Consider the following 14,819-nt stretch of genomic DNA (forward strand, 5'->3'; position numbering starts at 1 on the left):
AGCTACTTTTTGTTCTTTTTCTTCCCAAATGAACAGTTCTGTGAAATAATCAACAAACAACTCACAAATCTATCGCATAGCCATATTTAATAAAAAAGCTGCCTCAATAAATTTGAGACAGCTTCTTTTTATTGCTATACCCTTTCATTATTCCAAACCTGTATATACTACTCTCCAGATTCAGTCAAGTTCTCCTGCTTTTTACTGGCGAACTTTGGTATAAGATGATCGCGGAAAACGGAATTAAGAGCGGGCAAGAAAATAGTCGCGGCAGATAAATCGTTAATAACATGAAAAGAGATAAAATATACCATTGGACTTATCAACTATTAAGATGCGGAATTATCTTATTCTGGCTCTATGTTGGCATGGACAAAATATGGATCCATGATGCATTTGAGCTCTCACTGGTTCATCAACCGCTTATTGGCTCCTTTGCGCCTGTCCTTTCCTGGTTGATGCCACTGTTGGAAATTTCTTTGGCCGTCTTACTTTTTATGCCGCATAAGAAACTGGAACGCCTAGGTTGGTCAGTATCCCTTCTTTTGATTCTTATTTTCAGTATCTATATCGCCTTGGGTGTATTCGGCATATTAAAAAATGCGCCTTGCATGTGCAGCAGCTTTTTGACCAACGTCAATCGGATCACACACCTCTGGATAAACGCGCTGTTATTTATCCTAACCCTCGCAGGGCTTTTTCTCAGCAGAAAAACATCAAATAAAACAGCTAAACGTATTCAAAATAACCGCTATAAAAACAGAATAAATCTGTTCCTCCTACTTTTTATTGTTATCGTCATTGGTCATGTCCAAGTGCTGTTGAAAGGAAAGTCGAAGAATGCATTCGACTACCCCATGCAGGGCGCCCCGTTCCCGAACGAGCTTGTAGAGGGGTTACAGTAATTCGGCTACAGCATAGGAAAACCAGACCGTAGTTTCAGAAAAAAGCTATGGTAAATTATAAACACAAATTGTCGCAGACCAAGAAGTATTTAAAAAAGAAAAATATTAGCGGTCTGCTGTACAGAAAGGAGGATAGTCATATGACTAGTATCTTCAATCGTAAAGGCTACATGATGTTAGCGATAGCCTTCGCAGTATGTTTCAATGGCGCAAAAGCTGTTGAAAAATTATCCGGCAAATCGTTTGCCAGCGTGATGCTTTACTTCCATGGTGATCCGACGAATAAATCGGAAGTGGAAGATGAATCAAATTGGACGACTTCGCCAAATGGTCAGAGCTGTGATGAAGCGCAAGAAGCGGCCTGTGCCCTTGAAGTTGATGCTTCTGATGTAAGCGGTAGCACGTTGGATGATTCCAAAGTTCAGATTGAGGGCATCGAGGCAGCAGAAGGAAATGGTTATTTACCTAGTGAAGCACCAGGTTCCAATGCAACACAATTTGATCCTATAAATAGAACGTTATAGGGCGAGAATTGGTGCAATCGGTAAATTGATAGTAATTTAGGCGGCTTGCTAGGGTAAGCCGCCTATATTTTTTAGCGTGGGTTCTGTGGCATCTCTGTTATCCTGATAATATCGTCAGGCAAAGCAATAGCATAGCGGTTGTCATTTGGTTTGAGTTCTACTTGTCCGTCTTCACCATGCCGGATCAAATGGATTTCGCGACCTTCAAGATTGAGTCTCTTAATGTCCATCCAGCGCAGTCCTCTGTAGACTAACTCTTTACGCCGTTCCAATAAGATTGTATCCAGTAGACTTGTAGCATTCATCACGTTGATTGGCATAAATGTTCCCGTTTTATAGCGTTTTTCCAGTAATAGATTAAGATCAGCCAGCGCTGCATCTAACTTCCCTTCTCTTGCCAGACATTCAGCTCTAGTGAGATAAATCTCGTCTGTCGCGATCCCTCCAAATAGGGCAAGTGCACCAGTATACTGCCCTTTAAAATTTATAATACCTTTAGTGATCTTAAAAAACAGCTGCTTCCGTAAATCATTAGTATCATATGCCCGATATAAAAGCGTATCGATACTAGAATAAGCAGCTGTAACCGTCGACGATCGCAATTGGGTAAAAAAGGCTGTCTCCCTATTAAAAATCGTGAAGGGATAATTTGCCGAAGCTTTTACATCCCTTTGGTCATTGTAGTTCATTAGTTCGTGCTTTATGTTGAGATAGGCATTGGCATATACGAGCGCCTGCTTATAATTGCACATCGAAAGATAAGTTCTCGCCAATAAGCCGTAAACAGCCAGTTTACTGGGGCGCATCGCATGTGTTGCTTCTGTCGGCAGTAATGGTTCGGCAGCATGCAGATCGGCGAGCACTTGGTTATACCCTTGTTCCACAGAGGAGCGCACCGACTTGACGTTAAAATCCGACGTCTCTCTTAAAACAATACCAAGGTCAGTTTTCGCGGTATTCGTGTCGAAGGCTTTTGAATGAGTCCATAAAAGACTAAGGTATGCCGCCGAACGAAACAATAATGCAGACCCCTTGATACGGTCCCAATCGAGCACATTGCCGCTATCTCTTTGAATGTCCTCTATTTTCTCTAATACCAAATTCGCATTATAAACGGTTGTATACATGGCAGACCAGTCGTTGGCATAGTTGTACACTGTTTCCTTCCATAGATATTGTTCTTTTGATTCAACCGCAAGGGTATTTAGGTTCTCTAGGGGTATATACACATTATCAGAAGAGCGCTCGCCAAGTCCACAATAGTTTAGATTCATGTTTTTGGAGTTATCCAACAGCCCCTGTAAATCTTCAAGGCTGTTGGGTACGACCAATCTATTATTGGACTGTATATCCAGATACTTGTTGCATGACAACAAGAGCAAAGGACATAACAATATGATTATAATTATCTTTTTCATGTTTTAAATATTAAAATAGGTAAATACAGCTCTGTTAATAATCTACCTGGACTCCGATCGAGAACACCTTAGGCGGGGATAGTCGATAAGGATATTCAGGGTCGATTTTCTGCCTGTTACTTCGCCATAATATACCTAGGTTGGCAAAGTTTCCATATAGTCTTACATTCGTTTTATTGCCCTTTTGATCAAATGCCTTCTGCCAGGAGAAATTAACGTATTCGAGCCGTATATGATCTCCCTTCAAAACATGTATTTCCGATTGCGTATAAAATGCATCTGCAGACGAAACGAGCGGGTACGACATTTTTGGCGTATTAGTGTGCAGCTCATCCCCTTCTTTTTGCCACCTATTTTCAAAATCCGGATAAGCATTTCCGCTTTGGAACAGGTTAAAATAAGAAGTTGCAGGTTTTAAGAAATAATAGTCTGCCTTGAAACTTACATTGAAGCCGAGGGAGAATTCATGCCATGAAAAACTGTTGATCAAATTTCCAAACACCTGTGGCTTGGCGGAACCAAAGAAACGGATACTTCCATCGCTAGTGGATGTTTCCACGGAAGCCGACCGGATTTTCGAATAATCTGTACTCTTTTCTCCATTGACATACCCCTGAGCTATCCCCTGCTCGTTCAGTCCTGCCCAACGGTAGGCGGCGATCGCATTCAGCGGCATACCGACAAGCGGAGTTATTTTGTTGCCGTTTCCTAGAAAACTCAATACGCCCTGATTCAAGGATTGATAGTAAGCAGTTGTCTTGTTGGAATTTGTACTGAGATTTAACCGCGTATCCCATTTTACCCCTGTCAATGTATTCTTTGAAGTGATACTGATATCGAGCCCCTTACCTTTCATAGACGCTACATTCTTCGTGATCACATTACTTGCTCCCCAAGTCGTGTAATCATATTCTGTAGAACCGTATAGATCCTTACCCGATTTTACATAGTAATCTACAGCACCATTAATACGACCATTCAACAAGCTATAATCCAAACCAAAATTTATCGTACCTACTTTTTCCCAGCGTAATGACGGGTCATTGAGTTTGGAAATATTGAGGATCCGATATTTCGTGTACGAATCCGTCTGCACATTGGCAACGGGTTGTGGTGTTTTTGAAACATCTACATTTCCACTGTAACCATAAGTTGCTCTCAGCTTCAGCATATCTATCCAGCTTCTCTTCATAAACTGCTCTTTACCCAATTCCCAGAAACCGCCAACCGACCACAAGGGCGACCACTTGTCGTTGGTCAAAGCACCGAATATATTTGCTCCATCCTGTCTGAGCGAAGCGGATAGAGCATATTTTTCCTTCCAAATAGTTGAAAAATTGGCAAAGGTAGATATGTATCTATTGACCGTCTTCGAGAAATCAGGTGCACCGAGTATATTCTGATACAGATCATCAGGATTAGTCTTGAATAAGGTCACATAATCTACTGGAGCATAAGCCAAAGGCAGATCATTGTATCCATAGGCGGTAAATGAATTGCCTTTCTGACTATTTTCCCTGATTTCCGCACCTAGGATTCCCACGATGTGGTATGCCCCAAAACGCTTATCAACATTTCCCTGTCCACGGATCGTATAAGACTGTCCGTCAGTCAGCGAATTTCTTAATAGACCCGATTGAGGTACAGGATAAGTCAGCTTTCCATTGCCATCTATCTGAATATATTTATTTATCGTTGATCTCGCGTCATAGCTTTCCAAGGTACTGCGGGTTTCTCCCTTTATAGACTGCAATTGATATTGACCCGAAAGGCTAAGTTTTAAAAATGATTTTACCTGATAAGCCAAACCAAAGGTAGCGTATAGCTCCGTTAGCTTTGAAGCCGTATTGCTGTATTTATACTCCGACATTGGATAATAAGACCAGTCCAAAAATCCGGTATTGTATTTCTGATCTACATAGAGTTGCCGGTAATCCCTCTCAAATGGGATTTCATGCCCCTCATCATCCACAAATTGCAGGTACGGAACCGATTTCCCATTGTAGGTCAGACCGGTAAGATCAGGTCTTCCCGACTTGGATAAAGCATTGGTATAATTCATTGCGAAGTCAATCTGCAGTTTACTGATCGGTTTGAAAGTATTCGAAAACAAGAGATTGATCTTCCTATTTCTGTCATTCAACTGTGACTTGTCCGTTGTATAGCCTGTCGCAAAACCATAAGCATGCTTGGCCCCGCCGCCAGAAATATTCAGATTATACTGCTGTGTAAATGGACGTTCATAAAATGCATCAGCATAGTTTTTTAAGCCATCCTGCAACAATAGATTATTGATGAGTTTGGCAGAATCAAGCGAACTGATCAGCTCCTTTTTTCTTTTATCCAGGATATCAATTACTGGTGTCATAGCAGCATAGCCTACGCTGTTGAGGAAAACATTATAATATCCCTTGTCAAAGAGCATTTTTTCCACCCCAATAAAATCCTGATTTGAAAGTCGGTATAACTGTGTCAGGTCAGACTTTTGATTGAACAAAAAGGTGCTGTTAAACGATATTCTCGACCGTTCATTAGTCCCTAGTTTCCCTTTTTTGCTCGTAAGTACAATGACACCGTTACCAGCCCGGGCACCCCAGATAGCTGCTGCTGCCGCATCTTTTAATATAGATACCGATTCAACGGAGTTCGGGTCGATGTTGCCGATATTACCCTCATAGATAAAACCATCCAACACGATCAAGGGGTCCATTTGTCCATTTATTGTACTCAAGCCACGGATAGACACATTCAACTTTTGAATGATCGGGTTTTGGATGGGCTGATTGTCAAACCGTACCGCTGGTACCATATTGTTCAGGCGCTGCATAATATTGGTACCCGTCTGCTGCTTCAACATATCTTCGGTTATCATACCTACCGCGCCAGTTACTTCATTGGGCTTAAGGGTCTGATAGCCCGTATTCACTTCGACTACATCAAGATATTGATCCGAATGCTTTATCGATAGCGGTTCCTTCTGAAAGAAATAATCTACCGAAACTGTGACGGTTGTGTAACCGACACCTGAGACGATTACCGAGTCTTTCCGATTCATTCCTGTCAGGCTAAATCTGCCTTCTTGGTCGGTTTTAGTTTTACTATTATCCATTTTTGAACGAACAGTAATACCGGCGATGGTATGCTGTGCATCCTTATCTATAATGACACCCTGTATCACTATCCGTTGCTCCTGCTGGGCCTTGCCCAACAGGAAACACACACTGCAGAGCAATGTCAACCAAAATGCTCTCATGATTATTTGGTGAGATAGATGTACGGAAATTCTTTAAAAGCCTTTGTCCTCGTCAGTATAATGCCTTTGTTCTTAAAAAAGTCTAGCTTTTCCTTCTCGGTTCGGTAGATAAAACCAGCGGGAATTGTTATGTCGACCCGGGTCATCTCCGACTGATCGATTTCGATAGGTACTTCAAAAGCATAAGACAGGCCTGACAGAATACTATAGATCGGTATCTTTTGCGCATAAGATTCATTATCGGGCGAGCTCGCTTTCGATATGACCACACTGTGTTTTGTCTTTAATTTTTCAAATGCAGGTGTATAAGATACTTTGTAGCACTCGACTGTATCTTTTCTCCTTTCTACGGCAATTTTAAAAAAGTGGACAAAATCTTTTCTATAGACATCCCGAATCTCCTTTTTGGTCACAGAATCCCGATTAAAATATTCGTACCAATACCGATTGCGGATCAGTTTGAGCTTAAAGTCTATTCCCAATCCGGGCGCATAGTATGCCTTTCTAACACTGTAGCCCTTCATCTCCAATGGGAACGCATAGGTTAGCATAAAACTCAAGGTTTGGTTTCCGATCCGCAAGTAAGTTGTGCCGTCCCTATAAACTGTATTTGGATAATCATCCAAAAAATTATCCCTTTGTTTAGCAAATGCTGAATAATAATAAGTGCTTGTTGTATCAAATAATGATCCACCGCCTCCTCTTCCTTCTCCACCTGTGTTATGATAGATTCCTTTATTTTTGATATTTCCCTTCGCCCCCTTGAGCCAGGCTTCAATATTACCATCTGTCAAGTTGTTTGCATTAGTCGTGGCTACAAACTCACCTTTGGAGTTGATCACAACAGTAGTTGGCAAGGTATTGTGTTCAAAAAGTGTAGTAAACATGGTGTCGTCCAATATGGAGCCTAATTTAGGAACGTAATTAAAATCCTCCCTATATTTTTGGAATCGAGTCTTGATCCGCTGTGGGGTATCCTTATTGCGTTTGCTATTGACCATCAGGATGACCATATCCTTTTTGAACCGATCCTGGATCAGCTCCATTTTAGGAATTCCCTCGATACAGGCTTTACAGCCCGTAGACCAGAAATCAAGGACAATCACTTTGCCTTTGAAATCAGCTAGCTTTACCGTCTTTTTCTTGCCATCAAAATAATTAAGTTCCAATGGTATTTTCCGGACAGCATCAGGAATAGGCTCACCTGGATTGAGTACGGTTAGTCCATTGAGCCCATCGGCCCCGCTGTCCTTGCGGGGCGTCTGAGCCGATAAACTAAACATAGAAACTAAGAGGAACAAGATTACAAGAAATGTAATCTGTATAACTGGAATATTGACTACCTTATCCAATAAGGCAGTGAATGATTTTGATGTTTTTATCATCTGCTTATGGATTAGGTATTATTCAGCAATTCTATTAAAGAAACTGTGGATCCTTTGCTTGGCTTCCAGATCGGCCGAAATAGCCTCTGCAGATTCAGCAAAGGCGAATGGCACCGCATCGATGCCGATCTTACGAAAGTGCACCAGGAAATAAGCGATCAGCACACGGCACACTTTCATCGAAAAGGTATGCATCTGCTTTACGTAGGCAGCATCTTCCTTTACTACATTTCGATAGCCTTCAAAGAGCAGACAAAGGCTTTCCTGACAGTCGTTGATAGTATGTTGGGACCAGAACTCCCGAATGGTATTTAATGGATCGTATCCATTGTCGTATATTTCATAACATGCTATCTCAAAGGGTAGCAGATTGTTTGATTTTTGGTTCATAATTTAGTTTCATCAAGCATGACAAACCTTTGGATGCTCGCTCAGGTAAAGGCATAGCATCCCCCTTCGCGATTTTTTCGCTTTAAAAAGGCTTGTCATTGCATAGGTCAAAAGAGAACTATGCCAAATGGACAAATAAGATTAAAAGTCCGAAAAGCGCCCTGATACAATTTCAAAGCATAAATTAGGGTTAATTATGGCGCTCCCTGCCGGAAAGAAATAAATACCGACCTACCACAACTATTGGATTGCAATAAAAACCACGGGTAAAAAGTTTGGACTCAACGAAAATTTGCTTAATTTTAAGGTGCAAATATTAAATCAAGCTGTAACATTGGCCAATATTACCTTTTAATGCAATTATATAAATGTATTGGTCGGTGACAGGCGTATAAAGAAGGAAAATAAACTGAACTGGGTTCAGATTTCTTTTCATTTTAAGGAAAGTTAAGACCTCCCCTTTTTATTGCTCTTTACAGCCTGTTTTTGAGCATATCCTATTCGGGTGCGCGGAATATGTTCTTTAAAAGTGATTTGCGGGAATACCTAGTCAATCTTACTTGGATCGATTGCGGGTGATGGATGGTGTTTGTACTGTTCGTTCTCATAATCATTTTGGTTTTATGTGAACGAGTTCCAAAAATAACGAAGGAATGAAACCTTGCCTTTCTCCACTCTTTCGCTAAAGCCCGAAAGCGTTAGCTAGGCCTTAAGCAAGCTTAAGGTGGTACCCGGAAGCGGCTACTCAGCAAGGCTCATTCCCGCGCGTATGCAAAGATACGATATTCGCAGGTAATGAGCTAACCTTACCGCCTCCTTCCCAGGTACCAAGTGGAAAGTTGGAGACTCGTCAATAATATCAAAGTGCATAAAACACTTAATATTTTCAAGTTAACTCGATGCCCAATAATTAAAGGCATCAATAAAAAATCAGATAGTAAATTAAAACTTAGCTATCACTAAGCAAATATAATCACTTAGCTATAGCTATGCAAATAATTTTAAAAAATTATGGGTGAAAAAATACCGAAAACTAAAATCGAGTGGGAAATTGTGAAATTGGTTAGAGAAATAAGGAATGTGAAAGAAGTCAGTCAAGCGAAACTTGCTAAAATGCTTGGAGTAACTTCAGGATATATAGGCCAGATTGAGATAGAAAACTCTCCAAGTATGTACACCTACGATCAGTTAAATAAACTGGCAGCAGGATTAGAATGTAGCCTAAAGGATTTTATGCCTGAAAAGCCTGTCAATATCTAGTTCGCATAACAGCATCAAAATTGAATAAATTAGAAACCTCGAGTGACTTAAAGCACTGTGCATCTCGATTTTTATAGAGCTTAACAAAAACGAAATTATATGTCTGAAGTGGCGAAACCGCAGTACCTAAAAAAATCAATAAAAATATTCAGATTTTATGGAATAGGATTGCTAATTTCAATGCTCACAGTAACGTTATTGAGATCAGTAAATGAGAATTTTAAAGTAGTTTATGAAGCTCTCGTAGCAATACCATATCTCATTACTTTAGTTTTAGCCCCACTTGGATTATATTACAGTTGGAAGGCCTATAAAGGTAAAGAAGATCCCAGAAAAAAGCGGACAATGTTCCTCATGGGACATCTTTTCTTTTGTACGCTGATGATATTAATTTTCGCAGTTATAATAAAGGATCTCGCTTCTCTAAATTGGTGATAACATCTATAATTTTATTTTGCTCTATCAAATAAACGGAAGAACCTGGCAGGTACAGTGAGGAAAAGAAAAAATGCTTTCTTAATAAAATAAATTACTATATTATAATTATGGCCAATATAGATATCTTAAAATAAAAAATTACCCCTATGTATTAGAAATATACGGGTCGAATAGTCTTAAAACGGAGCATACCATCGACGATTTAAAAGTCGGCGACAAAATAGGCATCTATTATTATGAAATATCAGATATGCGTGAAATTGGTCTAAAAAGATTTACACACAGTTTATTGACAATAACTGTTCACCCTATTTTGTCCGCAATGCGCTCTTCAGATGAACAGTAGTTATAAAAAGCCCCACAACGCAAAGCCGAAGAATGTCAGGCATTATCGGCAACTGGTTTATATTTGTAATCATAATACAAAGTGGTCGTTTTACCATTCACTGTCGTCGTTGAAGATACATTGCAAACCTCAACTATATTTCCCGAATACCAGCTGGCACGGAGCATATCAAAGGTGGCCCGTCCTCTTAGCTCAGGAAATACATCCGCCAAAGATCTATCTTGAATGGATTCATCTTTATTCCATATCTTAAGCATTGCATCGTTTGCAAACTTGATATTTAAATCCTCACCTGTATAAATTGCGGTGCGATCAGTGGATTGCTGAAGCAAATCGAAGAGTGCCTCATTACCCGATGCAGCGAAAAATTGAATCATCCTTAATATCTTAATAGTGCTAAAGGTAAGAATAAAATTCAGACCCCGCCTTCCCTGACTGACTTTGAACCCAGCTGTACCAATGACGAATTATGGTATTTAGTTAAAAATTCTACACCAAAAATCAGATCGTGCGGAATTTATCCACTAAATATTCAAGTTCATCCAGTTCAAATGGTTTGGCCAAGAAAGCGTCGGCCCCACAAGCATCAGCTATCGCTTTGCCTTGAAGGCTCGCCGACATCATAATCACTTTTATTGAGCTGTATTTTTCGGATGCCTTGAGTTGCCGCACAATGTCGTCTCCGTCCAGCCATGGCATCTGTAGATCCACAATCAACAGGTCAGGTTGTCTTTCGTCTATCGTAGCCATGAGTTCCGGGCTATGGGCAACGGATATGACCTCCTGGTTTTCGTTCGCTAATGCAAGCCCTAACACATCTAATATAAGTGTATCGTCCTCGCAAATAATTATTTTCCTCTTCATGAATATGTTGGCTCAATTTACTGCTTTATTAATATGACTTTGCTAGTCCATCGCTCTAAAACACCTATCCTTTCCTCTAACTATGGCCTGTTAGCACAAAATAGGCAATTTATAAAAAAATATGGTCAAACAATCAAAAGTATTACACCGTGCTAATACAATTTAGCTCTATCAGCTTTTACAACTCGTCCTGTCGCTTTAATATTCACTAATTCTTTCATTTTAAAAGTGTAACAGTTTTTCTTTAGTACAATTTTAGTTTCTTATTATTACGTATATTTCCATGAAAAATTAAAAGCGGGCTACTGCGTGTAGCCCGCTTTTTGAAATAATCAATTTTAACGTAAGATCAGGTGAATAACACCATTCGAACTGTTATAGTTTTGATTATTTTATGACCACATAAAGAATGAGTTCCAATTTTTACATTTTCCTCATCGCGGCATTTGCTACTGCGGGGGTTATCATACGGCCATTTAAGATCCAGGAAGCCATTTGGGCTACCATTGGTGCCATCCTATTATTACTCTTCGGCCTGATCTCATTCCAAGCCGCCTGGACAGGTATCGGCAAGGGGCTTGATGTTTACCTCTTCTTAATAGGAATGATGAGTTTGGCGGAGTCGGCGCGACGCGAGGGTCTGTTTGACTGGCTCACCTCCCATGCCATCAAACTTTCCGCGGGTTCGACGACGAAACTTTTTGTGCTTATTTACCTGGTCGGGACCGTCGTTACGATCTTTATGTCAAACGATGCGACGGCAGTTGTGCTCACGCCAGCTGTAGCAGTGGCAGCATCAAAGGCAAAAGTGAAAAACCCGTTGCCCTACCTGCTCATCTGCGCATTTATTGCCAATGCAGCATCCTTCGTACTGCCTATATCCAATCCTGCCAATCTGGTGATCTATGGCGATCATATGCCATCCTTGGCGAGCTGGCTTGCACGTTATACGCTACCCTCCATACTTTCCATCGGGGTCACCTTTCTGATACTCTATTTGACCCAGAAAAATAACTTAGCTCCTACTTTGCGGTCTGATATGGCTATAGAACGGCTCCCTCGTGGCGGCAAAATGGTGCTGGCAGGCATTGTCATCACTTCATCGCTGTTAATGCTGGCTTCGGCTAAAAAATGGGATCTCGGCGTTCCGACCGCGATTGCCGGTGTCAGCACGGCATTATTGGTGTCAATCGCCGAAAGAAAAAATCCTATTACCTTTTTCCGTCATATTTCATGGTCTGTCATTCCCCTGGTAGCCGGACTATTTGTCCTGGTTGAAGCTGTACAGCAAACAGGTTTGATCGGTATGCTGGCGCAACAACTGTCTGCCAGTGCGGAAGCGGCACCGGGAAAAACAACGTGGTTGGCAGGAATCGTTATAGGCATCGGCAGCAATGTGATCAACAACCTGCCCGCCGGTCTGATTGCGGGAACTGCGCTATCTCAGATCCACCTGCCCGATATTGTTAGGAGCGCCATACTAATTGGTGTAGATCTCGGTCCGAACTTGTCCGTTACGGGATCACTGGCAACAATCTTATGGCTCAAAGAACTTAGGCGCCATGGCTACGATATCAGCGCGTGGAGGTTCCTCAAATTGGGACTGATCATTATGATTCCCGCCCTACTAGTCGCTTTACTTGCCCTAATAATTTAAATGATTAGCGGTATTATTTAATGGAAGGGTAAAAGCGATATCGGTGCCCGGCCCCTCTTTATCGAGCACATGGATCTGACCACCATGGCGCAATATGATATCGGCGCATAGAAAAAGCCCGATACCGAAACCTTCGATATGATTGTGTCCATTGGAGCGATAAAACTTCTCAAATACTTTTTTTCTATCCTCAGGCTTTATTCCCATCCCAAGGTCGCTTATCAGTACGGATATTTCATGCTGATCTGCTGTCATCGTGATGTGTATGGGTGATCTTTTATCACTATATTTAATAGCATTATTGATCAGGTTGGTAATTACCTGTCCGATTCGATAACCGTCCGCGTCCAGAAATACGGTATCATCGGGCAAATGTAAGTGCAGCTCACTTTCGGGAAATATGAGCGCAGCATTTTGGCTTATTTCAAGGATAAGCTGGGTCAAATCTATCGTGGATTTATCGAGTTCGATTCCTTTGGCCATTACCATCACGGGGGCTACCATCTCATTGAGAAGACGATTAATACGGTCAGTGGCTTTAAGCGCATTTTCTACGAGTTTATTTGACAAAGCATTTTCTTGCGCTGTCAACTGCCTGTTCAGAAGCTGCAGGGTTCCTTTTACGGATGATAGCGGTGTCTTAATTTCATGCATGGCGATGCTCAACATTTCATCGCGTAAAATTTCCAGCTCCTTCTTCTCTGTAATATCAAGCGTCGTTCCCGCAATGACCTGCGGGCAGCCATTCTCGTCATAAGTAACCCATCCACGTGCCTCAATCCAATGGATGCTATCATCACCATGCCTTACACGATACTGCGCAATATAGGGTATCTGTAGTTCAATAGACCTCGCGACACTCGCCTGCATTGCCTCCCGGTCTTCATCCACAATACAGCCCAACAAATCACTATAGCTAAATTCCCTTGCTATATCCCAACCAAAATTTCTTTTGCATTGATCCGTACAGGACATGTAATTTTTTTCCAGTAGGCTAACTTCCCAGAAGCCCATACGTGCCTGTGCGAGCGCTTGCGCGAGATGCTTTTGGGATACTGTAAAGGTAGAATCCGTACCGTGCAAGTTAATCATACAATTGATTGGGTTTAAAAGTGTTTGTCAACAAGGTAAATATACGTATTATAATAATATTAGCATTATCATTTTTACATCTTGGGTTATCCTATAAAACTTGGGAATTCTGTGAGCTATTTTATCAGCAAAACATTGGTGTTAAAGGAGGCTGAATCCCCCATTCAGCCATCCTTAACAATCAGCAGAAACGAAATTCTGTCTTATTAGCTAGAACAGCTTGAAATTGAGATCGTTTGTATTAAAATAAACATTCGGTCATCTAGTCATTGTAGTATTTGCAAAGCACATAGTCCCGAAAGCGGCTTAATGCACAATGATGAATAATTGCTATATAACAATCAATGTTTTATATTTGAGACATTGATTGTTACTGACCAAATTTAAAAATAAGCTATCACAAGATGTTTATTTGCTATCGTGTAAAAAACTAATCTCCATGTTATGAAAACCGGCCCAACGTTAAGCGTAATACTTGTTGTTTTAATAAGCTTCTCTCTTTATTATATGCTGTTTTTATTTTTCGGCCCCATCAAAAGAGAACTCGATACACTTACCCGGCAAGGGTTATTGAGCTATATACTTACTTATTTCATCATCGGAGTACCTATTTTTCTAGGAACTTACGTCCTCAGCAAGCGCGAACGAGTATTTAAAAGTCTGGGCCTTTCTGGCAATTTTGCGACCGGAATAACATTAAGTCTTCTTTTTGTGTCGCCCATGCTGGCTGGAGGTCTTTTTATATTCGGTCTGAATAAGGAGGTCAGTATGCAGACCTTGATTGCACAAACAGTTATCGCCGGTTTTATGGAAGAATTATATTTCAGGGGTTTTCTTTTTGGCCAGTTATTCCGAAAGACAAAACTGGGTTTTATTCCAGCGATATTTTTTGGTGCAGTCCTATTTGCTTCCGGGCATTTATATCAGAGCCAAGATATCAACAGGATGATGGGCATTTTTATGCTCACATTTCTGGGAGCAGTCTTTTTTGCCTGGCTTTTTGCGGAATGGAATTATAACTTATGGGTTCCGATATGGACGCATACGCTGATGAACTTGACCTGGATTTTGTTCGACTTTGACAATACATCGTTAGGAGGTGTTTACGCGAACATATTGAGGGGATCTACCATTGCCTTTGCTATCGTATTTACCATAGTTTATAAAAAGAGGAATAGGCAGCGCTTAGCAATAAACAAGCACACACTAATCCTAAAAAAAAGCGACAACTAGCTATTCTACTATAACCAGGAATGTCTTTTTACAGATAAATACGTCCAGAGACGA

12 protein-coding genes are annotated in these 14,819 nt (G+C 40.9%); 5 read left to right on the top strand and 7 right to left on the bottom strand.

Annotated features, from left to right (window positions below; genetic code table 11):
* The first annotated feature begins 290 nt into the window (after positions 1–290).
* Both B3E92_RS17370 and B3E92_RS17375 read left to right on the top strand, forming a co-directional pair.
* Positions 291–905, top strand: a complete 615-nt coding sequence (locus tag B3E92_RS17370) for a MauE/DoxX family redox-associated membrane protein (protein WP_286897662.1) — start codon at positions 291–293, stop codon at positions 903–905.
* Positions 906–952: 47 nt separating this feature from the next.
* Positions 953–1,429 (top strand): hypothetical protein, encoded by a 477-nt coding sequence (locus B3E92_RS17375; protein WP_286897664.1) that lies wholly within the window; start codon positions 953–955, stop codon positions 1,427–1,429.
* Positions 1,430–1,500: 71 nt separating this feature from the next.
* Here B3E92_RS17375 and B3E92_RS17380 read toward each other — a convergent pair whose 3' ends face one another.
* From B3E92_RS17380 to B3E92_RS17395, 4 genes are read right to left on the bottom strand one after another with little or no spacing between them, the layout of a single operon-like run.
* Positions 1,501–2,847, bottom strand: a complete 1,347-nt coding sequence (locus B3E92_RS17380) for a RagB/SusD family nutrient uptake outer membrane protein (protein ID WP_286897666.1) — start codon at positions 2,845–2,847, stop codon at positions 1,501–1,503.
* Positions 2,848–2,881: 34 nt separating this feature from the next.
* On the bottom strand, positions 2,882–6,100 hold the full coding sequence (locus B3E92_RS17385; protein ID WP_286897667.1) for a SusC/RagA family TonB-linked outer membrane protein: 3,219 nt from the start codon (positions 6,098–6,100) through the stop codon (positions 2,882–2,884).
* Between the two features lie 2 nt (positions 6,101–6,102).
* Positions 6,103–7,485, bottom strand: a complete 1,383-nt coding sequence (locus B3E92_RS17390; RefSeq protein ID WP_286897669.1) for a TlpA family protein disulfide reductase — start codon at positions 7,483–7,485, stop codon at positions 6,103–6,105.
* A gap of 18 nt (positions 7,486–7,503) precedes the next feature.
* Entirely contained in the window at positions 7,504–7,875 is a 372-nt protein-coding gene (locus B3E92_RS17395) for a hypothetical protein (RefSeq protein WP_286897670.1), read from the bottom strand.
* A 1,011-nt stretch (positions 7,876–8,886) separates the two neighbouring features.
* Here B3E92_RS17395 and B3E92_RS17400 point away from each other — a divergent pair.
* Positions 8,887–9,135 carry a helix-turn-helix domain-containing protein gene (locus B3E92_RS17400; RefSeq protein ID WP_286897672.1) on the top strand — a complete coding sequence of 83 codons (249 nt, stop codon included), beginning with the start codon at positions 8,887–8,889 and terminating at the stop codon, positions 9,133–9,135.
* 819 nt (positions 9,136–9,954) lie between these two features.
* On the opposite strand, the gene B3E92_RS17405 is transcribed toward B3E92_RS17400, so the two are convergent.
* Positions 9,955–10,296 carry a hypothetical protein gene (locus B3E92_RS17405; protein WP_286897674.1) on the bottom strand — a complete coding sequence of 114 codons (342 nt, stop codon included), beginning with the start codon at positions 10,294–10,296 and terminating at the stop codon, positions 9,955–9,957.
* 124 nt (positions 10,297–10,420) lie between these two features.
* Positions 10,421–10,783, bottom strand: a complete 363-nt coding sequence (locus tag B3E92_RS17410; protein WP_286897676.1) for a response regulator — start codon at positions 10,781–10,783, stop codon at positions 10,421–10,423.
* Positions 10,784–11,192: 409 nt separating this feature from the next.
* Between B3E92_RS17410 and B3E92_RS17415 the strand changes: the two genes are divergently transcribed.
* Positions 11,193–12,440, top strand: a complete 1,248-nt coding sequence (locus tag B3E92_RS17415; RefSeq protein ID WP_286897678.1) for an arsenic transporter — start codon at positions 11,193–11,195, stop codon at positions 12,438–12,440.
* Here the strand turns inward: B3E92_RS17415 and B3E92_RS17420 are convergent.
* Complete coding sequence (locus B3E92_RS17420) at positions 12,429–13,532, bottom strand: PAS domain-containing sensor histidine kinase (RefSeq protein WP_286897680.1); 1,104 nt, start codon at positions 13,530–13,532, stop codon at positions 12,429–12,431. The genes B3E92_RS17415 and B3E92_RS17420 overlap by 12 nt on opposite strands.
* Before the next feature lie 507 nt (positions 13,533–14,039).
* On the opposite strand from B3E92_RS17420, the gene B3E92_RS17425 reads away from it, so the two are divergent.
* Positions 14,040–14,765, top strand: coding sequence for a CPBP family intramembrane glutamic endopeptidase (locus tag B3E92_RS17425; protein WP_286897682.1), 726 nt, complete (start codon positions 14,040–14,042; stop codon positions 14,763–14,765).
* Positions 14,766–14,819: the final 54 nt, after the last annotated feature.

The sequence above is a fragment of the Sphingobacterium sp. UBA6317 genome (genome assembly GCF_002440385.1).
Lineage (GTDB): Bacteria > Bacteroidota > Bacteroidia > Sphingobacteriales > Sphingobacteriaceae > Sphingobacterium > Sphingobacterium multivorum.

Coding starts and splice junctions, on each gene's coding strand:
- B3E92_RS17405 (WP_286897674.1), bottom strand. CDS start 10,296: ATGATTCAATTTTTCGCTGCATCGGGTAATGAGGCACTCTTCGATTTG.
- B3E92_RS17420 (WP_286897680.1), bottom strand. CDS start 13,532: ATGATTAACTTGCACGGTACGGATTCTACCTTTACAGTATCCCAAAAG.
- B3E92_RS17425 (WP_286897682.1), top strand. CDS start 14,040: ATGCTGTTTTTATTTTTCGGCCCCATCAAAAGAGAACTCGATACACTT.
- B3E92_RS17370 (WP_286897662.1), top strand. CDS start 291: ATGAAAAGAGATAAAATATACCATTGGACTTATCAACTATTAAGATGC.
- B3E92_RS17380 (WP_286897666.1), bottom strand. CDS start 2,847: ATGAAAAAGATAATTATAATCATATTGTTATGTCCTTTGCTCTTGTTG.
- B3E92_RS17390 (WP_286897669.1), bottom strand. CDS start 7,485: ATGATAAAAACATCAAAATCATTCACTGCCTTATTGGATAAGGTAGTC.
- B3E92_RS17415 (WP_286897678.1), top strand. CDS start 11,193: ATGAGTTCCAATTTTTACATTTTCCTCATCGCGGCATTTGCTACTGCG.
- B3E92_RS17395 (WP_286897670.1), bottom strand. CDS start 7,875: ATGAACCAAAAATCAAACAATCTGCTACCCTTTGAGATAGCATGTTAT.
- B3E92_RS17400 (WP_286897672.1), top strand. CDS start 8,887: ATGGGTGAAAAAATACCGAAAACTAAAATCGAGTGGGAAATTGTGAAA.
- B3E92_RS17385 (WP_286897667.1), bottom strand. CDS start 6,100: ATGAGAGCATTTTGGTTGACATTGCTCTGCAGTGTGTGTTTCCTGTTG.
- B3E92_RS17410 (WP_286897676.1), bottom strand. CDS start 10,783: ATGAAGAGGAAAATAATTATTTGCGAGGACGATACACTTATATTAGAT.
- B3E92_RS17375 (WP_286897664.1), top strand. CDS start 953: ATGGTAAATTATAAACACAAATTGTCGCAGACCAAGAAGTATTTAAAA.